Raw genomic sequence first — 20912 nt, 5'->3', positions numbered from 1 at the left:
CCTGGCCTATGCTTCGCCGTCGCCTGTCCGACGGCCGTTTCGCATGGAACACCGCGACTTTTTGTCGAAATCGGCTTTGTCACGTCAGCGCCGGTTTCGCGTCGCGAATTGATGCGCTATGCAGCGCGTGAGCCAGCAAAATGCGAGAATAGGGCAAGCCAGCGAGGGGCAGATGAGCGAAATCGAACGCGAGAGCATGGAATTCGACGTGGTCATCGTCGGCGCCGGTCCGGCCGGCCTTGCCGCGGCGATCCGTCTGAAGCAGCTCAACCCCGACCTTTCCGTCGTCGTGCTGGAAAAAGGCGGCGAGGTCGGCGCCCACATCCTGTCCGGCGCCGTCGTCGACCCGATCGGCATCGACCGCCTTTTGCCGGGCTGGCGCGAGGAGGAAGGGCACCCTTTCAAGACGCCTGTCACCGACGATCATTTCCTGGTGCTAGGCCCCGCCGGGTCCTTCCGCCTGCCCAACTTCCTGATGCCGCCGCTGATGAACAATCACGGCAACTACATCGTCTCGCTTGGCAATGTCTGCCGCTGGCTGGCGACCAAGGCCGAGGCGCTCGGCGTCGAGATTTATCCGGGCTTTGCCGCGGCGAGCCTTGTCTACAACGACGCCGGCGCCGTGACCGGCGTGATCACTGGCGACATGGGCGTCGAGAAGGACGGCACGCATGGCCCGGCCTACGCTCCGGGCATGGCGCTGATGGGCAAATACGTGCTGATCGGCGAGGGCGCGCGCGGCTCTTTGGCCAAGCAACTGATCGACAAATACCAGCTTGCCGACGGCCGCGAGCCCGCCAAATTCGGCATCGGTCTCAAGGAACTCTGGCAGGTCAAGCCTGAGAACCACAAGCCGGGGCTGGTGCAGCACTCCTTCGGCTGGCCGCTCGACATGAAAACCGGCGGCGGCTCCTTCCTCTACCATCTCGAAGACAACCAGGTGGCGGTCGGCTTCGTCGTCCATCTGAACTATAAGAACCCCTGGCTCTCGCCCTTCGAGGAATTCCAGCGCTTCAAGACTCATCCGGCGATCAGAGGCACCTTCGAGGGCGCCAAGCGGATCGGCTATGGCGCGCGCGCCATTACCGAGGGCGGCTGGCAATCGGTGCCGAAGCTTTCATTCCCGGGCGGCGTGCTGATGGGCTGCGCGGCCGGCTTCGTCAACGTGCCCCGCATCAAGGGCTCGCACAATGCGGTGCTGTCCGGCATGCTGGCGGCCGAGCATGTCGCGGACGCCATTGCCGCGGGCCGGGCCAATGACGAGCTCGCCTCCTATGAAGACGCCTGGCGCGGCAGCGACATCGGCAGGGACCTGAAGAAGGTGCGCAACGTCAAGCCGCTGTGGTCGCGCTTCGGCACCATCGTCGGTGTCGGCATCGGTGGTCTCGACATGTGGCTGAACACGCTGTTCGGCTTCTCGCCCTTCGGCACGCTGAAGCACGGCAAGGCCGACTATGCGACGCTCGAGCCCGCCTCCAAGCACCAGAAAATCGCTTATCCGAAGGCGGATGGCGTCTTGACCTTCGACCGGCTCTCCTCGGTGTTTTTGTCCAACACCAACCATGAGGAAAATGAGCCCGTGCACCTCATCGTCGGCGACATGGCGCTGCAGCAGCGTTCCGAGCACGACGTGTTCGCCGGGCCATCGACCCGCTACTGCCCGGCCGGCGTCTATGAGTGGGTGGACAAGGACGGCAATGCCGCTGCCGATCCGTCCGCCAAGGACGTGCGCTTCGTCATCAACGCGCAGAACTGCGTCCACTGCAAGACTTGCGACATCAAGGACCCGAACCGGAACATCAATTGGGTACCCCCGCAAGGCGGAGAGGGGCCGGTCTACCAAGGCATGTGAGCCCCACGTCTGGCCGGGCCGGCTCGACAGCCGCCATCCTGCGGCTGGCGAGAGCCGGGTAACAGGCGGCACCTACGAGCAATACCGGTTGCGACGGCGCAACCTCAAGGCTGTTGAATCCGCTGCCTGCTTGTGTTCCCTTTCCCTAAGGATAGGGAGGAGACGGTTATGCGCATGGCGGTTCTGACATGCCTTGTCGCTCTCGGCGCGCTCTGCGCGCCGCAGGCTTCGGCCGGCACCAGGGTGCTGGTCCAGACGCGCACCTATGACATTGCCGGCAATTCGGGCGCGGCGCTCATCGAGGCGATGGGCAGCAAAGGTCCCAAGCACGGCTTCATGACGCATGCCATCGCCCAGACCGCCTATACGGCCGACTGGGAGCTTGGCGTTATCCAGGACAAGGGCTCGTGCCGGATACGGCAGGCAAACGGAACGCTCAGTCTCTTCTACACTTTCCCCCGCTTGGCGTCGCCAGCCACGCCTGCATTGAAGAAGCGCTGGAACCGGTTCTTCGCCGGCGTGCGCGCGCACGAGGGAACCCATGGCCGCATTGCCCGGGAAATGATGCGCGTCACCGATCGCTCGATCACCGGTCTTAGGGTCGCTAACGACCCCTATTGCTACAAGGCGCGCAGCGAGGCGCGCCGGCGCATCCAGGCCGTCTATGCCGAATACGAGGCCAGGCAAAATGCCTTCGATGCCCGCGAGCACCGCGAAGGTGGTCATGTCGAGCACCTGGTCGCTGCTTTGATCAGGCCCTAGCGGCACAAGCAGAAACCGGCGATGCGGCGGGAAGCAATGCGACGCTAACTGCCCGTCTTGCCAAGTTGTGCGTTTGCCGCCAGCGCCGACTGATGCTCGTGCTCGGGCTGTCGGCCGTCGGACCGCAACGAGAACTCGATCAGCACCGGCAAGTGGTCGGACCCGGCGTCTTCCAGCCGCGTCGCCGAGTGGATGGTCACGGCGCCCTTGCTGAACACTTGGTCGATCGGCAGGCCGGCGAAGCGCCGGATGAAATCTGGTAGCTTCCGATGGATCCAGGTCGGCCCGGCCGACGGCATAACGCTCAGTCCGCCGAGCGAGGCGACACGACGCACTGCAGCGCTCCACGGCACGGCGTTGCAGTCGCCGGCCATGATGGCGGTTTCGCCGAGCGCGGCAAGCGGCCCCGCCAGCTCGCCGATCTGCCAGTACTGCTCGCGCGGCCAGGGCCAGCTCAAATGGATTGCCGCGACATCGACGCCGGTGCCGCCGAAATCGACCGTGGCGGTTGCCATCGCACCGCGCGGCTCGCAATGCGGCGCGGTGCCCGGGGCAAAAGGCCGCCGCGAGAGCAGCGCGACCCCGAATACGCCGTTGGGGTAGGGGCAGAGGATGCGGTACGGATAGGCGCCGGTGATATAGCCGAGCTCTCTCGTCCACATTCCCGACACCTCGTCGAGGGTGATCACATCAGGGTTGGTGCGGCCGATCAGCGACAGCACCTTCTTGGGCGTCGGATTGTCGAAGCGAAGATTGATCTGCAGCAGGCTGTAGACGATACGGTCGGCAGGTTTGGCGACCGCCTGCTGCGGCCACAACCTGGGCAGTGCGCTGGCCGTCGTGGCAAGGCAGGCGAGGGCGAAGAGCAGCGCTGCTGCCGCTTGCAGCCGGTACGAACTGGCAAGCAGCGCCACCGCCAGCAGCGCCGTGAGCACGCTCAGATGAATACGAAAATGCGAGAACGAATCGAGGGCTGGATGCAGCGCGCCGAGGAATCCGGCCAGCAGCGCGGCCGTGAGTGCCGTCATCGCCAGGAATGCCACCCCAGCCGTCATGTTTGAGCGCGCGCCGCCTGTTGTCATGTCAGTCGTGTTCTGCCGAATGTCGCCGGCATCTTTTTGCAGCGACATAGTCTCGCTCAGGCCTGCTTATCGGCAAAATTGCGGCCCGGGCAAGACGATGAGTTGCCTCGGCTACTGGAAAGCAGTCTCGGAGAAGCTTCTCAACTTGCGCGAATGCAGCCGCTCCATCGGCATTTCGGCCAGCTTCTCCATCGCCCTGATGCCGATGGTGAGGTGCTGCGCCACCTGCCGTTTGTAGAATTCCGTCGCCATGCCGGGCAGTTTCAGTTCGCCATGCAAAGGCTTGTCGGAGACGCACAGCAGCGTGCCGTAGGGCACGCGGAAGCGGAAGCCGTTGGCGGCGATCGTCGCCGATTCCATGTCGAGCGCGATGGCGCGCGACTGCGAAAGGCGCTGCACCGGTCCGCGCTGGTCGCGCAGTTCCCAGTTGCGGTTGTCGATGGTGGCGACGGTGCCGGTGCGCATGATGCGCTTGAGATCGTAGCCGGAAAGTCCCGTTACCTCGGCGACCGCTTCCTGCAGCGCTACCTGGATCTCGGCCAGCGGCGGGATGGGCACCCAGACCGGCAGGTCGTCGTCGAGCACATGATCCTCGCGCACATAAGCATGGGCCAGCACATAGTCGCCCAGTGCCTGCGTGTTGCGCAGGCCGGCGCAGTGGCCGAGCATCACCCAGGCATGTGGCCGAAGAACCGCGATATGGTCGGTGATGGTCTTGGCGTTGGACGGGCCGACGCCGATATTGACCATGGTGATGCCGCCATGGCCCGACTTCTTCAGATGGTAGGCCGGCATTTGCGGCAGGCGCTGTGGCGGGGTGCCTTCGCTCGCCGCGCCGGCCCCGGCCTTAGTCACGAGGTTGCCCGGCTCGACGAATTCGCTGTAACCGCCGCCGCCGCTCTCCATCAGCTCGCGGGCCCGCGCCACGAACTCGTCGATGTAGAACTGGTAATTGGTGAACAGCACGAAATTCTGGAAATGCTGCGGGCTGGTCGCCGTGTAGTGCGTCATGCGGTGCAGCGAATAGTCGATGCGCTGGGCCGTGAACGGCGCCAGCGGCCTCGGCTCGCCGAACGCCACCTCGAAAGTGCCGTTGGCGATCTGGTCGTCCGTGCCGTCGAGATCCGGCACGTCGAACAGGTCGCGGATCGGCCGCCTGATCCGCTCGGCTGCCGTGCCATCGACATAGGTGCCCTCCAGGAAGGCGAAATGCAGCGGGATCGGCGTCGTCGATTCCGACACCGTAACCTGGACGCCGTGATTGCGCATGATGAGCCGAAGCTGCTCGACGAGATAGTTCTCGAACAGCTTTGGCTGGGTGATGGTGGTGGCAAAATGCCCGGGCGTCGGCATATGGCCGTAGGCCTGGCGCGAGTCGATCTGCGTGAACGAGGTGGTGGTGACGCCGATCTGCGGATAGAAGGCCCGGTAGCGCCTGCTCTCGTCGCCGCCGGCGGCGAGCCTGGCGAAGGAATCGCGCAGGAATTTGGTGTTGCGGTCGTAGAGCGCCTCCAGCGCCGCGACCGCCTTCTTGGCGTCGTCAAAACTCTGCCTGCCGAAAGGCTCCGGCATGACGACCGATTCGATGGCTTGGGGGTAGATTCGCTTTTCCATGGCCCAATATAGGGATTTGGAAGAGCGCTTGGGAGGGGGAGGCGCGCGCGAACCTGGCTCCTGCGGCGTATTTTTCTCCGGCCGTGTCAGCCGCGCTGCAAGCTGACCAGCAGCACGAAGCCGATGCCTGCCTTCTTCGGCGTTGGCGCCTCGATGACCGAACCGGCGTCGGCGCGCATCATCGGCACCGCCAGCACAGGAGCGGCAAGCACCATCAGGATGAGCATCGCCCGCGGCAGGAGCCGAAGAGCTTTGAGGGTGGAGGCAGCGATGCGGTTCATGGTGGTCGTTCCGGTTTCGAGTATTGGTCGTCTCAGCGGCCAAAATGGTTCATGCAGTCCAGCCGGCAGGTATCGGCCATTCGCGGTGAGCGCGCCGGACGGCCGGCTTCGGCCACGAGGATGGCGAAGAACATGCCGAACAGGCTCATCAGCAGGCAGACGATGGTGAAGCGGCGGACAAGCATTGGTCTCTCCTTCGATGGCGAGGAGAATGCCCGAACGCCTCTGAACCGGTTCTGAGACCGATATTCATCTGCCGTTCAAAATGGCTGATGGGGTCATGACCGGCCGAAGGCCTGCGAAGTGCCTTGTCCAGCGTTGCGCTCAGAAACGGCGCTCAAAAAGAAAACGGGGCGCCGGGCCCCGTTTTTGCATCGTGATCCGTTCGACTGTCAGAGCTTGTGCCAGGTCTGGGTCTTGCAGATCAGTCCGCCCAGAACGCAGCCGCTCATCTTTAGCGAGGTGCCGGAAAGCGTCGCCTTGCCGGAATAGGTCTTGTCGGTTTCCGGGTCCGTTATGGTGCCGGTGTACTTGTTGTCGCCGGCCGCCTTGAAGGAGCCGATCGTCTTGCCGGCATATTTGCCGGACTTGAGCGTGATGGAAAACGCCCCGCCGCCGGCGATCGCCGCTGTCGATCCGGCCTGCGTCTTCCAATTGCCCTCGATCGGGTCGGCCGACGCGGCGCCTGCCATCATCAAGGTGGCCGCCAGGGCCAGGCTGACTTTTCGAAACATGCTTGTCCTCCCTTTAGGGTTCCGGCGGGCCTCGTTCCGCCTCTCTGTCCCTTACGCAAACGTAAAGCTAATCCAGCCATCGCCAAAACGAAAGCCGTGCCCTGACGGAAGCTTGCAAGGATTTTGGCCGGGTCGATCGTTGAAAATGAACGGATGGCGAAAAAGGCTTCGGTTTCCGTGGTTAGCGAAGTCTTGATTCCCGCGCCCCAAATTTTCGACGAATTTGGCGCAGATCGGCTGAATTGCTGGATTCCTATGCTTAACGGTTCTTCGCGTTTACCTCTTGTTTTAGCTTTGTTTTCTTCAAATTAAGCAAGCCATTTAACGACGGATTCAAGGCGAGCCGTCATCCTCGAAAGCATCGAAAGAGCGGCCCGCCCAGGGGACTTCCAGGGACAGAAGGAGGCAGCTCTCGGGAGCAGACAGGGGATTGAAATGGCACGCTTTGAAATGCTTGAAGCCGGCTTCGGCGCCATGGGGGCAACTGCCCAGGCCGATATTCTTTTCGAACTGGGCATGATGTATGCGACCGGCCGCGACTGCGAGACCGACGTCATTGCCGCCCACAAATGGTTCAACATCGCCGCGATCAAGGGCTCGCTCCGCGCCGCCGAGCTGCGCTCGGAATTGTCGGCATCGATGTCGAAGGCCGAGATCGCCAAGGCGCTGCGCGAAGCGCGCGAATGGATGACGATGCACTGATTTTGCGGGGTAAAGCCCGGAAGCTCTTAAGGGACAAGGCCGCAAAAAGACGGCCGGTTAACCAGACCAAGAACGCGGCAGGTCAACGAACTCAAGCCGTGCGACAACACAGGGAAGCGAGCGGGTTCAGGCGCGCGGGGTGCCGGGAAGCTCGACTGCAAAAGCCGTGACCGGCCGGGACAAGGCCGGCGCGGCTTTTGCATTTGCGCAGTCACCGCCTGTATGGGAACGGCAGCTTGGCCCAAGAACTCCCCGTCGGAATGAACCAAATCCCGATACATTGTGCTCTCGACAGTTCCGGCGAAGGGTGAAATTGTCCCGGCTCTCTGGAAGAAGCGTGGCCGGAACGGCCGCGCGCAAGTGGAGGAGTTCTATTGTCATGCAAAGATTGGGTATTTTGAGCGCGGCCGCATTGGGCCTGACGATGAGCGCATCGGTTGCCTTCGCCGACGACATCACGATTTCGGTGGTCGGCCCGATGACCGGGCAGCTCGCCAACATCGGCGACCAGTTCAAACAGGGCGCGCAGGCCGCGGCGGATGCCATCAATGCCGCCGGAGGTGTAAACGGCAACAAGATCAAGATCGACATCCAGGACGACCAGTGCGATCCGAAGCAGGCGGTGTCGGTCGCCAACCGCATCGTCGCCAACGGCGTCAAATTCGTCGACGGCCATGCCTGCTCGGGCTCGAGCATTCCCGCTTCCGCCGTCTACGCCGAAGCCGGCACCCTGATGATGAGCCCGGCCTCGTCTAATCCGGAACTGACCGACGCCGCGGCCAAGGCCGGCTGGCCGACGATCATGCGCCTCTACACGCGTGACGATGCGCAGGGCGCTTTCATCGGTCCATGGATCGCCAAGAAATATGCCGGCAAGAACGTCGTCGTCCTGCACGACAAGAGCGCCTACGGTCAGGGCGTTGCCGATGCTGTCAAGGCGACCATGAATGCCGGCGGCCTCAAGGAGGTCGACTATGAAGGCATCAATGCCGGCGAGAAGGACTATTCGGCTTTGGTCACCAAGCTGAAAGAGCTCAAGGCCGACGTCGTCTATTTCGGCGGCTACCATCCGGAGGCCGGCTTGATCCTGCGCCAGGCAGCGGAGCAGAACGTCAAGTTCCAGCTGATCATGCCGGATTCGATCGCCTCGCCGGAATTCTGGCAGATCGCCGGCCCGGCCGGTGAAGGCACGATGTTCGTCTTCCCCTCGGATCCGCAGTCGAAGCCGGAAGCGAAGGAGGCCGTGGCCAAGATCAAGCAAGGCGGCTTCACACCGGAAGGTTTCACGCTGTTCTCCTATGCAGTGATCCAGGCGGTGGCCGAAGGCGTCAAGCGCGCCGGCACCGACGACCCGGCCAAGGTCGCCGAGGCGCTGAAGGACGGCAAGCCGATCAGCACCGTGGTCGGCGATGTGATCTTCGACGAGAAGGGCGACCTGAAGAACGCCAGCTACGACATCAACCAGTGGCACGACGGCAAATACGCGCCGATCAAGCCGTAATTCGTTCTGCAGATCGATTGGAAATGGCCGGGATTTGTCCCGGCCGTTTTCGTATGTGCCTTGGCACTGATTTGGAGGCCAGTTCGGCGCTCTACGGCGTCCCCCTGGAGTCCTGCCGCCCCAGCCAGTTTGTCCCGTTGCCGATCCAAGGCGACCGGCAGCTCAGCCCCGTGCGTCCTCGAACCGCACCAGCACCGTGCCGTCGCTCACTTGCGCGCCTTCGGCCGCGATCTCGGCAATCACCCCGTCATGGGGTGCGGCGATCGTATGTTCCATCTTCATCGCCTCGAGGATCAGGAGCGGCTGGCCCTTGATCACGGCATCGCCCGCTGCCGCGCGCACCAGCTTGACCAATCCCGGCATCGGCGCGCGCAGGCTGTCCGACGCGGCCGCGGCCTCATCCGCCTTGGCCAGCGGATCCGGCACCGTGAATGTATATCCGACCGCTCCTTCGAACACCGTGACATGGCCCGGCCAGCGCGCGCTGCGCGGCATGCTCCTGAGGTCGTGCGCGTTGAGCGCGTCATGCGGCGCCTCCAGCGCCACCTGGAAGCGGCCGTCTGGCCGCGCCGAAACCCGGGCCAGGATGTTCTCCTCGCCGTAACGCAGCCGGGTGCGGCGCGCCAGCGTATGGAAATGCGCATAGCCGGCGAGCGAGCACCACGGATCGGCGGCCGGACCCGCCGTGCTTGCGTCGGTCGCTGCCAGCGCCGCCGCGGCAATCGCTTCATCGCTTGGCGCGGGAACAGCGACAAGAGCGTCCTGATGCCGGCCGATCAGGCCGGTGTCGATATCGCCCGCCGCGAAATCGGCGTCGGCGGCGAGTGCTGCAAGGAAGGCTGTGTTGACCGTCGAGCCGGCAACTTCGGTTCGGGCCAGCGCCTTGCGCAGCGCGCCAAGCGCGGTGGTTCTGTCCCTGGCGTGCACCACCAGCTTGGCGATCATCGGATCGTAGAAGGGCGAGATCGCATCGCCGGACCGCACGCCGGTCTCGATGCGCATGGCGGCATCCTCCGGCGGCGTGTCGGGGAATTTGAGATGATAAAGCGTGCCCGTCGCCGGCAGGAATCCCTTGGCCGCGTCCTCGGCGTAGATGCGCGCCTCGAAAGCATGTCCGGCAAGGGCGATCTCGTTCTGCGCCTTCGGCAGTTTTTCGCCGGCGGCGACACGAAGCTGCCATTCGACCAGATCGACGCCGGTGACCATCTCGGTGACGGGATGCTCGACCTGCAGCCGTGTGTTCATCTCCATGAACCAGAAGCGGTCGGCTTTGAGGGCCTCGGAACCATCGACGATGAACTCGATCGTGCCGGCGCCCGAATAGCTGATTGCCTTGGCGGCCTTCAACGCCGCTTCCGTCATCGCCTTGCGCAGCGCCGGCGTCATGCCGGGGGCGGGCGCCTCCTCGATCACCTTCTGGTGGCGGCGCTGCGCCGAGCAGTCGCGCTCGAAAAGATGCACGACATTGCCGAAATTGTCACCGAACACCTGGACTTCGATGTGGCGCGGCTTGTCGACATATTTTTCGACCAGAACGCGGTCGTCGCCGAAGGCAGCCTTGGCCTCGCGCCGCGCTCCGGACAGCGCCTCGGAGAAGTCGTCCGGATGGTCGACGCGCCGCATGCCCTTGCCGCCGCCGCCGGCGCGCGCCTTGATCAGCACCGGGTAGCCGATCTCGCGCGCTTTTGTGGCAAGCAGCACAATCTCCTGCGCTTCGCCGTGATAGCCGGGCACCACCGGAACGCCGGCCTTTTCCATCAACCGCTTGGCGGCGTCCTTCAGCCCCATGGCGCGGATCGAGGCGGCGGACGGGCCGATGAAGATGAGGCCCGCTGCCGTCACCTGGTCGACGAAGTCGGGGTTCTCCGAAAGGAAGCCGTAGCCGGGGTGGATAGCCTCGGCGCCTGTGGCAAGCGCCGCGGCAATGATCCTGTCGCCGCGCAGATAGCTGTCACCGACCGGCGAGGGGCCGATATGCACCGCCTCGTCGGCCATCTCGACATGCAGCGCTCGCGCGTCGGCATCCGAATAGACGGCGACTGTTCGCACGCCGAGCTTGCGCGCGGTGCGGATGACGCGGCAAGCGATCTCGCCGCGATTGGCGATCAGGATCTTGCCGAACATGGAGCCTCCCGAGTTTGCGACGGGCAGCGCCAATTCGGCAGGCGCGGGCCTACTTCGATGCGGCGATCTCGCAGGCGCCGCCCGTAGTCACCTTGTAGTGCGCGCGCGTGGCCAGGCAGGATTTCATCGCCAGCTCTTCCGCAACTTTTTGGGACGGCGCATTCAGGTGTCCACCACAGATGATGTAAGACGACATGATCCGGGCATAAGGCGTGGTCGCGTAGGCTGAATGGCCGCTCGCCGCCAAATAGGCCTTGTATGCCCTGTTGCACGGATCCTTGGGATTGCGTGGGATGTAAGGTGGAAAGCGCTTGTCCCCCTCGCTTCCAGCCAGCGACCCGGCGACGACAGCGCCGCACGAGGCGAATATAAGCATTCCTGCAAGTATCGACGCGGATGTTTTCCGCAGATATTCTCGTGTCATTTTTACCCCATCCCCATAAGACAATGCAGGATGAGCAATATCGAATATTTGCCGGCGCCGCTAGATGGTCACTCAAGAATCTCGATCTCGTGAACGGGTGGAACGTCTTTGTCATAAAGTTCAGGCTCCCCCAATCGCAGCAACGGTTGAGCTGTATAGTTTGGCAGTCAGATCGTCGAAGCAGCAGAAAGTTACGGTCTCGGGGATGGCGTTTTCGCCTAGAAAAACAGCAACCGTGCCGACGGCTATTTCGGTAGCCTGATCTTTCGGATAGCCGTAGATGCCGGTCGAGATCGCCGGAAATGCTATCGTTCGACAGTCCTTACCGGTGGCAATCTCCAGCGAGCGCCGATAGCAGGAGGCGAGCAACTCCGCCTCGCTCTCGCCGCCGCCGTGCCAGACCGGGCCGACGGTGTGAATGACATAGCGCGCCGGCAGCCGGTAGCCTTTCGTCAGTTTGGCATCCCCGGTCCTGCAGCCGTTCAGCGTCCGGCATTCGGCGACCAGCTCCGGCCCGGCGGCGCGGTGGATAGCGCCGTCGACACCACCGCCGCCGAGCAGCGAGGAATTGGCGGCATTGACGATGGCATCGACCTTAAGCCTGGTGATGTCGCCGGTATGCACGCGGATCCTATCGCTGACGCCGCTCATCGTCACATCCTGAACACGCCGAACTTCGTTTCCTCGACCCCGGTATTGAGCGCCGCCGAGAGGCTGAGCGCCAGCACCTCGCGTGTTTTGGCCGGATCGATGATGCCGTCGTCCCAAAGCCTTGCCGAAGAATAGAGCGGGTGACCCTCATGCTCGTATTTCATCAGGATCGGCTTCCTGAATTTCGCTTCCTCCTCGGCGCTCCACTCACCGCCCTTGCGCTCGATGCCCTCGCGCTTGACCATGGCGAGCACCGTCGCCGCCTGCTCGCCGCCCATCACCGAAATGCGCGCATTCGGCCACATCCACAGGAAGCGGGGCGAATAGGCGCGGCCGCACATGCCGTAATTGCCGGCGCCGAACGAACCGCCGATGATCACCGTAAGCTTCGGCACGCGTGCCGTGGCGACCGCCGTGACCAGCTTGGCGCCGTCCTTGGCGATGCCGCCGGCCTCATACTTTCGCCCGACCATGAAGCCGGTGATGTTCTGCAGGAAGATCAGCGGAATGCCGCGCTGGCAGCAGAGCTCGATGAAATGCGCGCCCTTCAGCGCGCTTTCCGAGAACAGCACCCCATTGTTGCCGAGGATGCCGACCGGCATGCCGTGCAGATGCGCAAAACCGGTGACCAAGGTGGTGCCGTAATTCTGCTTGAACTCGTCGAACTCGGAACCGTCGACCAGACGCGCGATCACCTCGCGAACGTCATAGGGCTGGCGCAAATCCGTCGGCACGATGCCGTAGAGTTCATGCGGATCGTGAAGCGGCGATACCGGTTTCTGTAAGTTCAGGCTTACGGCCTTGTTCCGATTCAGGTTCTTGACGATGCGTCGGCAAATGGCCAGCGCGTGCTCGTCATCCATGGCATAGTGGTCGGCGACGCCGGAAAGCCTGGTGTGGACCTCGGCGCCGCCGAGCTCCTCGGCGCTGACATCCTCGCCGGTGGCAGCCTTCACCAGCGGCGGGCCGCCAAGAAAAATGGTCGCCTGGTTGCGCACCATGATCGTTTCGTCCGACATCGCCGGCACATAGGCCCCGCCCGCCGTGCAGGAGCCCATGACGCAAGCGATCTGCGGGATGCCGGCTGCCGACATGTTGGCCTGGTTGTAGAAGATGCGGCCGAAATGCTCACGGTCGGGGAAGACCTCGTCCTGGTTGGGCAGGTTGGCGCCGCCGCTGTCGACCAGGTAGACGCAAGGCAGCTTGTTCTGCAGCGCGATCTCCTGCGCGCGCAGATGCTTCTTCACCGTCACCGGATAATAGGTGCCGCCTTTCACCGTCGCGTCGTTGACGACGACCATGACCTCCCGGCCTTCGACACGGCCGATGCCGGTGATGATGCCGGCCGACGGAATATCCTCGCCATACATCGACCATGCCGCGAACTGGCCGACCTCGAGAAAAGGCGAGCCGGTGTCGAGCAGTTGCGCCAATCTTTCGCGCGGCAGCAGCTTGCCGCGGCTTTGGTGGCGCTCGCGCGCCTCGTCCGAGCCGCCGCGCTCGATGCCCGCCGCCTTCTCGGCGATATCGTCGACCAGCGCCCGCATGCGCTCGGCATTGGCGCGGAAGCTTTCCGAGGAGGGGGAGATTTGGGTTTGGAGTATGGCCACGTTATTCCTCACACCTCTTGATGCCGCAACGCAACCAGTGTAACAGCCCGCACCCGGATGCTGCGTGCGCAGCGCGGCATCTTTTGTACGAATGACACCTCAGGAGGCGACGATGAAAGGCATCGATATGCGTTTCACCAAATGTCTCCCCTCGGCCATGGCCTGACGCCGCCGAAGGGCGGCTTTCCACGTCCCGGATTCGAGCAAAAGGAACACGGCGCCTGCAAGCGCTGTGGGTGTCACTATGTATGTGCGGTTTGTAACGCCGCTGATCCATCCGAAGAGCCGGGTAGAGAGCGGCTTTTTCCATGCGTCCTGGTACTTGTACCGGAATGGCTGCCCGGACTGGATCCATGGCGAACTGGAGGATCAGTTCGACTGGTTCAATCGGCATTTGCCCATTCCTGGCCGGGTTGGGCGGCATTTCAAGCGCCGTGAGTCGATTTGGGGCGTCTGCTGGTTCCACCCGAACGCCAAGGAAGCCATCAGCCGTGCGCGCTATTGCGCCTGGCTGATCGAGGAGGGCGGCTTGCCTGTGCGCTCGATCACGTCCCGGCGCCAGCGTGAGGTTCTGTGGCGCGATGAGCATCAGATCGTCGCCAAGCCGACCGACGACCTGCCCAAGGCGTTCGGCTGAGGTGACGGAGGGAGACATCACACTCCCTCCGCCATGATCTCGCGGCCGATCAGCCAGCGGCGGATCTCGCTGGTGCCGGCGCCGATCTCGTAGAGCTTGGCGTCGCGCAGAAGCCGCCCGGTCGGATAATCGTTGATATAGCCGTTGCCGCCGAGCAGCTGGATGGCATCGAGCGCCATCTGCGTCGCCTTTTCGGCCGCGAAGAGCACGCAGCCGGCGGCGTCCTTGCGCGTGGTCTCGCCGCGGTCGCAGGCACCGGCCACGGCGTAGACATAGGCGCGCGCCGCGTTCATCGTCGAATACATGTCGGCAAGCTTGCCCTGCACCAGCTGAAAACTGCCGATCGGCTGGCCGAACTGCTTGCGCTCATGCACGTAAGGCACCGCCACGTCGAGGCAGGCCGCCATCAGCCCGATCGGCCCGCCGGAGAGCACGGCGCGCTCATAGTCGAGGCCCGACATCAGCACCTCGACGCCGCGCCCTTCCTCATGCAGCACATTCTCGAACGGCACCTCGACATTCTCGAAGACGAGCTCGCCGGTGTTCGAGCCGCGCATGCCGAGCTTGTCGAGTTTTTGGGCCACCGAAAACCCGGCAAAGGGTTTTTCGATGATGAAGGCGGTGATGCCGCGCGAATTGCGCTCCGGATCGGTCTTGGCATAGACCACCAAGGTCTCGGCATCGGGTCCGTTGGTGATCCACATTTTCGAACCGTTGAGCACATAGCGGTCGTTGCGCTTTTCGGCGCGCAGCCGCAGCGACACGACGTCCGAGCCTGATCCGGACTCCGACATTGCCAGCGCGCCGACCTTTTCGCCCGAGCAGAGCGCAGGGAGGTATTTCTCCTTCTGTGCCGGCGTTGCCCAGCGGTTGATCTGGTTAACGCAGAGATTGGAATGCGCGCCGTAGGAGAGGCCGACCGAGGCGGATGCGCGGGAAATCTCCTCCATCGCCACGACATGCGCGAGATAGCCCATACCGCTGCCGCCGAACTCGGCATCGGCGGTGATGCCGAGCAGGCCGAGCGCGCCGAGCTCCCCCCACAGATGTGCCGGGAATTCGTTGGAGCGGTCGATATCGGCCGCGATCGGCGCGATCCTGTCTTGTGCGAAGCGCCTTACGGTATCGCGCAACGCCTCAATGTCGGCATCAAGCCCGAAGTTCAGCGTATTCGTGTACATGGCGTTCCTCCCGGCGCATGACCCCGAAATCGACTTCGATAAGGATAATGCGCGAAATCAAAGTGCCGTGGCCTCCTTTGCGCGTCGGACGGGACGCGTTGCGCTGCCGGCGCCGATCTTCGCGCCGACGAGCCGCCTTGTCATCGAAAGATATGTCTCCGTGACTTCAGAGATCGACAGCCGCTCGCCCGGACGGAACCAGACGATGACGCCGGTCATCATCTGGATCAGCGCCATGGCGGTCAGGCCGACATCGTCGATCTCGAAGATGCCGGCGTCGGCGCCGTCGCGCAGGATCGCGCGCAATTCCTTCTCATAGGCCGTGCGCATCTTGAGGATCTGCGTCAGCCGCTCATGCGAGAGGCTGCGCAATTCCATGTTGGAGACATGGGTGGCGCGGCGCCGCTCGATATGGAAGGCAATGTGGTTCTCGACATAGGCGGCGAGCCGCGCCGCCGGATCGGCCGGTGCCGGGCGCGCGTCATCCCAGGCCTTGAGCAGGCCTTCCATATGCTCGCGCATCAGCGTGAACAGCAGATCCTCCTTGGTGGGAAAATAGCGATAGAGCGCGGCGGCCTGCACGCCGACTTCGGTCGCCAGCTGGCGCATCGACATCGCCTCATAGCCGAGCCGCGCGATCAGCCCGACCGCCGCCTCGCGAACGGCCGCCTCGGTTTTTTCGCCATCTGAACCCGTGGTGCGTGCCATGTTTGCCTCTGCGAAGCAGATAATAAAACGAACGTTCAATTAATTCAAGCGGGCAAGCGATGGTGTTCAGGCCGAAGGGCAATGGCCTGCAATCGGTCTGACGCAAGCCTCGGCTGGATCTGTAGAGCGGAGCGACTTAGTCGCCGCGGAAAGCGCGGCTCGCCTGATCGGTCAGGGGCTTAAGCAGATAGGAAAGCACCGTGCGGTCGCCGGTTCTCAGGAACACCTCCGCCGGCATTCCCGGCTTCAGTTCCAGCGATCCCGCCTGTTTGAGGCTGCTTTGCGTCAGCACGATGCGCACCGCGTAATAGGCGACCCCGGCTTTCTGGTCTTCGATGAGGTCGGGCGAGATACGGTCAACCTGGCCCTCGACTTCCGGCGTGATCTGCTGGCTGAAGGCCGAAAGGCGAAGCGTGGCGTTCTGTCCGATGCGCACCTGGTCGATGTCCTGCGGCGCGACGCGCGCCTCGACCACCAGCGCGTCGGCGCTCGGCACGATCTGCATGATCGCCTCGCCGGGCGCGATCACGCCGCCGATCGTGTGCACGGCCAGCTGATGCACCCGGCCCGATTGCGGGGCGCGGATATCGATCTGCTTCAGCGTTTGCTCGGCCGCGATCTGACGCTCGCGCAGTTCGCTCATCTTGCCGTCGATCTCCCTCAGTTCGCCCGCCACTTCGCTGCGCAGGTCCTGATCGATCTGGATGATCGCCAGTTCCATCTCGCTGATGCGCCCGCGCGTCTGCGCGGCGGCGGCGATCAACTGCCCGTTTTCGCCGTCGAGCCTTGCCTCGGCGCGTTCGCGATCGGCCAGACGCGAGATCGGCACCAGCTTCTTTTTCCAGAGGTCCCGCATGCCCTCGAGCTCGATCTTGGTGAGGGATATCTCCTGCTGCTTGCTCCTAAGCTGGGCCTCGATACCCGCGATCTCCTGACGGAACTGCACGATGCGCTCGCGTAGCTGTGAAATCTTGCCCTCGCGCGCCTGCCGCCGCAGCGCGAACAGCCTGTTCTCGCCGTCGATGAGATGACCGATCTGAGGGGCATGCGCGTTTCCCGACAGCTGCTCGGGATAGAGCACCGCCTGGGCGCCGTCGCGTTCGGCAATCAGCCGGGCGCGGCGGGCAGAGAGCTCGTCGAGACCGTTGTCGACGATGGCGAGATTGGCACGCGCCACCGTGTCGTCCAGCCGCACCAGGACGTCGCCCGCCTCGACCGTGCTGCCGTTCTGCACGTTGAGAGCGCCGACGACGCCGCCTTGCGGATGCTGGACGGACTTCACGTTCGAGCCGACGACCAGATGGCCGCCTGCGACCACGGCTCCGGCAAGACTGCTTGATGCCGCCCAAAGGCCGAGCCCGCCGACAAGCAGCGCCGCTGCGATCGCTCCCGCCCGGACGTTCCTGCGAATGGCCTGACGCAAGCGCTGCTGCTGGGGCGAAGCACCTTCGATCGGCTTCGAACCGCGGTCGAGCAGCGCGATCGCGCGCGCCCTGGCGGACAATGCGATGTCGCGCACCACGCGCAACGCATCGGCTTTGAAATCGGGAGTTGCCGACCTCATCTCAGCCCGCCGATCCGACCGCATGCAGCGGTTTCGTCACCGGCTGCAAAGCCTGCCGTGCGATCTCGCTCTTCAGCCCGAATGCCTGCTGCCTGCCGCCATTCAGCACCAGCAAGTGGTCGAGCGCGGCGAGGGCGCTGGGACGATGCGCGACCACGATGACGATGCCCCCGCGCGCTTTGATGCCTTCGATGGCACGCGTCAGCGCTTGGTCGCCCGCGGCATCGAGGTTGGAATTCGGCTCGTCGAGCACGACGAGGAACGGATTGCCGAACAGCGCGCGCGCCAGGCCTACACGCTGACGCTGTCCGGCGGAAAGTGCCGCGCCGCTCTCGCCGATCTCGGTTTGATAGCCTTCGGGCAGGCGCAGGATCATGTCGTGCACGCCGGCAGCCTGGGAGGCCTCGATGATCGCCTCCGGCATGGCGTTCTCGTCGAAGCGGCTGATGTTCTGGGCGACCGTACCGGCGAACAATTCGACATCCTGCGGCAGATAGCCGATATGGCGGCCAAGCGCCTGCGCCGGCCACTGCTCGATCGCAGCGCCGTCGAGACGGATCTTGCCGCGCATCGTGGGCCATACGCCGACGAGCGCGCGCACGAGCGACGATTTTCCGGAGCCGCTCGGGCCGATCAGGCCCATGCCGGAGCCGGCGCCGAGCGAGAAGTCTATATCCTCCAGCAGGATGCGCCGTCCACCAGGCGCCGTCACCCCGACGGTTTCCACAGCGAGTGTCGCGTTTGGCGCCGGAAGCTCCATGCCGCCATCGTCGACCGGAAAGGCGGCAAACAGATCGACCAGCCTCTGCCAGCTCTGGCGCGCGCTGAGGAAGTGCTTCCAATACGCGGTGGCGAGCTCGATCGGCGCCAGCGCCCGCGATGTCAGGATTGAACTGGCGATGATGATGCCGGGCGTGGCCTGCTGGTAAATGACCAGATAGGCGCCGAGCGCCAGGACCATCGACTGCAGCATCATGCGCATGATGCGCGAAGCCGCACCCAATCCGCTCGTCAGGTCGCTCGCCTTCGCCTGCGCCTCGCGGAAGGCGTTGTTTGCTTGGCTCCAGCGCCCGGCCAGCCTCTCGCCCATGCCCATGGCGGCCAGCACTTCGGCGTTGCGGGCGCTCGCCTGCGCGATCGCGCCGCGCCTTGTGCCGAAGCCCGACATTGCCTTGGTCGGGGCGCGGACCAGGCGATCGGTGAGCCCCGTCAGCGCGACCAGCAGCAGCGCGCCGATGAGCGCCGCGACGCCGATCCACGGATGGAAAAGAAAGCAGATCACAACATAGAGCGGCATCCATGGCAGATCGAACAGCGCACCCGGGCCGGGGCTGGAAAGGAAGCCGCTGACCTGGTCGAGGTCGCGCAGCGCCTGCAGGCCTTCGCCGCGATCAGGCGTTCTAAGCGGCAGCCGCACGAGGCAGTTGAAGACGCGGCCGGCGATGAGCTCGTCGATGCCGGCGCCGATGCGTGTCAGCACGCGCGCACGGATCGCTTCGAGGACGCCCTGGAAGGCATAAAGCACGGCGACCAGAATGATCAGCGCCACCAGCGTCGGCACGCTGCGGCTAGGCAGAACGCGGTCATAGACCTGCAGCATGAACAGCGAACCGGACAGCATCAGCACGTTGATGAGGCCGCTGAGCCCGGCGACGGCCGCATACGGGCCGCGGAAGGAGGCGAGCGCCTTGCGAAGCTCGGAAGGTTTCAGGTCAGCTAAAGGCGAGCGTGTCAGATGGTTACCCCCGAAAAAACCGCGCCCGGCTTGAGGCGGGTTGGCGGGCCGCGATCGAGGCGCGGCCCGCGGTGAATGGATCAGCCGACGAGTTCCGTCGTTTGATGGTCGGAATGGCCGGCAATCTGCGCCAGGATCTTGGTGATCGCGGACTGCGCCGCATCGGCCGCGTCGGCAAAGACCGGATTGTCGGACGGCAGGTGGTCGTGCAGCCCCGCTGCCGCCCGTTCCACAGCCTGCTGGACATGGTCCGACGGATCCGGCGCGTTGTCCGGATTGGCGTGCGAGGCGTGACGGAACAAGAATTGGTCGCTGTCCAAGGCCACCGCATCATGCTTGGGCGCGTCGGTGGAGTCGGTGAGACCAGGCGTGCCCCGGTCGCCAACAGGATGCTTGCCGAAGAAGTCGGCGAGCCAGTTTTTGGTGCCGTTGCCCGTGTTCGGTCCGCTGGTCGGCGCGGCCGGGGCGTGGCTTGAATCGGATCCTGAGTCTTCTGCCGATGCCGTCGCCGCGAGCGTGCCCGATTTCATTGCCGGGTCGATCAGGTCGCGCTTGACGTTCTTGGTGCCGATTGTCGCCGTCTGCGTCGAAGTGGCGATATTGGCGCCCGAAAAAGTGACGTTATAGGTGCCGGGCTTCAGCGCTAGATCATAGCCGCCGGCGGCCGAGGTCGTGGTCTTAAAGGTCTGGCCGGCTGAGTTCCTGGCGGTCACAGTGATGGTGCCCAGCCCTTCGCCCGGATCGTAGAAACGGTCGCCGTCCTTGTCGTCGAAAGCGACGCCGGTGAGGAAGAGATCCGTGCCGCTCTTGGCGAAATCCTCGGTGACGAAGGCGCTGCTGCGGCCCTTGTAGTCGCCGACCTCGAAGGCGAGCCCAACTTCACGGAAGTTGGAATTGAGGATGTTGGCCCGATGCCCGGTAGAATTCATCAGATTGGTGTGGAGAAGCTTGACCTCGTCGACATAGCCGGTCGGCGCGCGGGTCGTTGCCCAGGCGATGTTCTCGCCCGTGGCCCATGAGCCGCTCAGCGTATAACCGGCATTCGTCATGCGCGTCGTCGGCGACGAACCCCCAGAGCCGGTGTGAGAGAATGTGTCGGTGGCCAGCATCCACCTGTCGTGGCCCTCGGCGGCTTCGCTGAGATCGTTGTCGAAGGCCAGGGGCTGGGCGCCGGCCTTGGCGCGCTCAGCATTGATGAGCTCGAGCAGATACTGCTCGTTGGCACTGTGCTGCGGCATTGAAATATCCCCGTTGATATTGTTCGGTGAACCCCCTGATCTCCGTCACCCGCCTTTCCGGCTATGGAGCAAATATGTTCATCATGCGGCGCTAAAGTAACAAATCGGAATATACGCACATATATCGTGTGCGTATCGCACCAGAAGCAATGTCGGACGGTTTGCCGATCGGTGGATGGAAGCTGATTTCGGCGGACTTGCTTAGGCGATGATCCTGAAGTCGATAGGTGCGCTGTCGTCCGTGCGTTCTTCGATCTCGACCCTGATGACCGTCGCGCCCCTCGGCCCCCGCCACAGCCGATCGACCATCGAGTCGATCGCTGCGTCGGCGCCGGAGATGAGCGCCGTGACCGAACCGTCGTGCTCGTTTCGCACCCAGCCCGTCAGTCCGAGGCGCACGGCTTCGTCCCGCGCCCAAACCCGGTAGCTGACCCCTTGCACCTTGCCGGAGATGCGCGCCCGAACGGTTCTCTTTTGCTCGACCATGCTCGTCTCCGCCTTCGAAAGCCCTA

General features: G+C 63.9%; 20 protein-coding genes. 5 read left to right on the top strand and 15 right to left on the bottom strand.

Going from position 1 to position 20912, the window contains the following annotated elements; genetic code table 11:
- Positions 1-172 precede the first annotated feature (172 nt).
- Positions 173-1852 carry an electron transfer flavoprotein-ubiquinone oxidoreductase gene (locus tag CK224_RS09205; RefSeq protein WP_066998143.1) on the top strand — a complete coding sequence of 560 codons (1680 nt, stop codon included), beginning with the start codon at positions 173-175 and terminating at the stop codon, positions 1850-1852.
- 168 nt (positions 1853-2020) lie between these two features.
- Complete coding sequence (locus CK224_RS09200; protein WP_066997555.1) at positions 2021-2614, top strand: DUF922 domain-containing protein; 594 nt, start codon at positions 2021-2023, stop codon at positions 2612-2614.
- A gap of 44 nt (positions 2615-2658) precedes the next feature.
- On the opposite strand, the gene CK224_RS09195 is transcribed toward CK224_RS09200, so the two are convergent.
- The 5 genes from CK224_RS09195 to CK224_RS09180 all read right to left on the bottom strand — a co-directional run bounded on the left by CK224_RS09195 (position 2659) and on the right by CK224_RS09180 (position 6325).
- Positions 2659-3669 carry an endonuclease/exonuclease/phosphatase family protein gene (locus CK224_RS09195; RefSeq protein ID WP_095778013.1) on the bottom strand — a complete coding sequence of 337 codons (1011 nt, stop codon included), beginning with the start codon at positions 3667-3669 and terminating at the stop codon, positions 2659-2661.
- Positions 3670-3807: 138 nt separating this feature from the next.
- Positions 3808-5268 (bottom strand): AMP nucleosidase, encoded by a 1461-nt coding sequence (locus tag CK224_RS09190; RefSeq protein ID WP_245425838.1) that lies wholly within the window; start codon positions 5266-5268, stop codon positions 3808-3810.
- A gap of 128 nt (positions 5269-5396) precedes the next feature.
- Positions 5397-5591, bottom strand: coding sequence for a hypothetical protein (locus CK224_RS09185; protein WP_067321018.1), 195 nt, complete (start codon positions 5589-5591; stop codon positions 5397-5399).
- 32 nt (positions 5592-5623) lie between these two features.
- Positions 5624-5776 carry a hypothetical protein gene (locus tag CK224_RS31230; protein ID WP_164747131.1) on the bottom strand — a complete coding sequence of 51 codons (153 nt, stop codon included), beginning with the start codon at positions 5774-5776 and terminating at the stop codon, positions 5624-5626.
- Positions 5777-5983: 207 nt separating this feature from the next.
- Positions 5984-6325, bottom strand: coding sequence for a DUF2147 domain-containing protein (locus tag CK224_RS09180; protein ID WP_066997546.1), 342 nt, complete (start codon positions 6323-6325; stop codon positions 5984-5986).
- A 435-nt stretch (positions 6326-6760) separates the two neighbouring features.
- On the opposite strand from CK224_RS09180, the gene CK224_RS09175 reads away from it, so the two are divergent.
- Both CK224_RS09175 and CK224_RS09170 read left to right on the top strand, forming a co-directional pair.
- Positions 6761-7027 carry a sel1 repeat family protein gene (locus CK224_RS09175; protein ID WP_066997543.1) on the top strand — a complete coding sequence of 89 codons (267 nt, stop codon included), beginning with the start codon at positions 6761-6763 and terminating at the stop codon, positions 7025-7027.
- A gap of 379 nt (positions 7028-7406) precedes the next feature.
- Positions 7407-8528 carry an ABC transporter substrate-binding protein gene (locus tag CK224_RS09170; protein WP_095781543.1) on the top strand — a complete coding sequence of 374 codons (1122 nt, stop codon included), beginning with the start codon at positions 7407-7409 and terminating at the stop codon, positions 8526-8528.
- Between the two features lie 162 nt (positions 8529-8690).
- On the opposite strand, the gene CK224_RS09165 is transcribed toward CK224_RS09170, so the two are convergent.
- The 4 genes from CK224_RS09165 to CK224_RS09150 all read right to left on the bottom strand — a co-directional run bounded on the left by CK224_RS09165 (position 8691) and on the right by CK224_RS09150 (position 13337).
- Positions 8691-10652 carry an acetyl/propionyl/methylcrotonyl-CoA carboxylase subunit alpha gene (locus CK224_RS09165; protein WP_095781542.1) on the bottom strand — a complete coding sequence of 654 codons (1962 nt, stop codon included), beginning with the start codon at positions 10650-10652 and terminating at the stop codon, positions 8691-8693.
- 49 nt (positions 10653-10701) lie between these two features.
- Positions 10702-11076 carry a hypothetical protein gene (locus tag CK224_RS09160; RefSeq protein WP_176477891.1) on the bottom strand — a complete coding sequence of 125 codons (375 nt, stop codon included), beginning with the start codon at positions 11074-11076 and terminating at the stop codon, positions 10702-10704.
- 120 nt (positions 11077-11196) lie between these two features.
- The gene (locus CK224_RS09155) at positions 11197-11727 is read right to left on the bottom strand and encodes an O-acetyl-ADP-ribose deacetylase (protein WP_066997529.1); all 531 of its coding nucleotides are present in this window, start codon (positions 11725-11727) and stop codon (positions 11197-11199) included.
- A 2-nt stretch (positions 11728-11729) separates the two neighbouring features.
- Positions 11730-13337: a carboxyl transferase domain-containing protein gene (locus CK224_RS09150; RefSeq protein WP_095781541.1), complete on the bottom strand. Its 1608-nt coding sequence runs from the start codon at positions 13335-13337 to the stop codon at positions 11730-11732.
- A 244-nt stretch (positions 13338-13581) separates the two neighbouring features.
- On the opposite strand from CK224_RS09150, the gene CK224_RS09145 reads away from it, so the two are divergent.
- The gene (locus tag CK224_RS09145; RefSeq protein ID WP_066997523.1) at positions 13582-13974 is read left to right on the top strand and encodes a hypothetical protein; all 393 of its coding nucleotides are present in this window, start codon (positions 13582-13584) and stop codon (positions 13972-13974) included.
- A 17-nt stretch (positions 13975-13991) separates the two neighbouring features.
- Here the strand turns inward: CK224_RS09145 and CK224_RS09140 are convergent, their stop codons facing one another.
- From CK224_RS09140 to CK224_RS09115, 6 genes are all read right to left on the bottom strand, one after another.
- Positions 13992-15155, bottom strand: coding sequence for an isovaleryl-CoA dehydrogenase (locus CK224_RS09140; RefSeq protein WP_095781540.1), 1164 nt, complete (start codon positions 15153-15155; stop codon positions 13992-13994).
- Between the two features lie 57 nt (positions 15156-15212).
- Entirely contained in the window at positions 15213-15863 is a 651-nt protein-coding gene (locus CK224_RS09135; RefSeq protein ID WP_066997517.1) for a TetR/AcrR family transcriptional regulator, read from the bottom strand.
- Between the two features lie 136 nt (positions 15864-15999).
- Positions 16000-17427: an HlyD family type I secretion periplasmic adaptor subunit gene (locus tag CK224_RS09130; protein WP_095781539.1), complete on the bottom strand. Its 1428-nt coding sequence runs from the start codon at positions 17425-17427 to the stop codon at positions 16000-16002.
- 1 nt (position 17428) lies between these two features.
- Positions 17429-19138, bottom strand: a complete 1710-nt coding sequence (locus CK224_RS09125; protein WP_245425911.1) for a type I secretion system permease/ATPase — start codon at positions 19136-19138, stop codon at positions 17429-17431.
- Between the two features lie 104 nt (positions 19139-19242).
- On the bottom strand, positions 19243-20400 hold the full coding sequence (locus CK224_RS09120; RefSeq protein ID WP_095781537.1) for a CAP domain-containing protein: 1158 nt from the start codon (positions 20398-20400) through the stop codon (positions 19243-19245).
- Positions 20401-20601: 201 nt separating this feature from the next.
- The gene (locus tag CK224_RS09115; RefSeq protein WP_095781946.1) at positions 20602-20886 is read right to left on the bottom strand and encodes an acylphosphatase; all 285 of its coding nucleotides are present in this window, start codon (positions 20884-20886) and stop codon (positions 20602-20604) included.
- Between the last annotated feature and the right edge of the window lie 26 nt (positions 20887-20912).

This window comes from Mesorhizobium sp. WSM3862 (assembly GCF_002294985.1).
In the GTDB taxonomy this organism is placed as follows: Bacteria; Pseudomonadota; Alphaproteobacteria; order Rhizobiales; family Rhizobiaceae; genus Mesorhizobium.
Note: the sequence above shows the minus strand (reverse complement) of the source record. Positions and strands in the feature narration are given on the sequence as shown.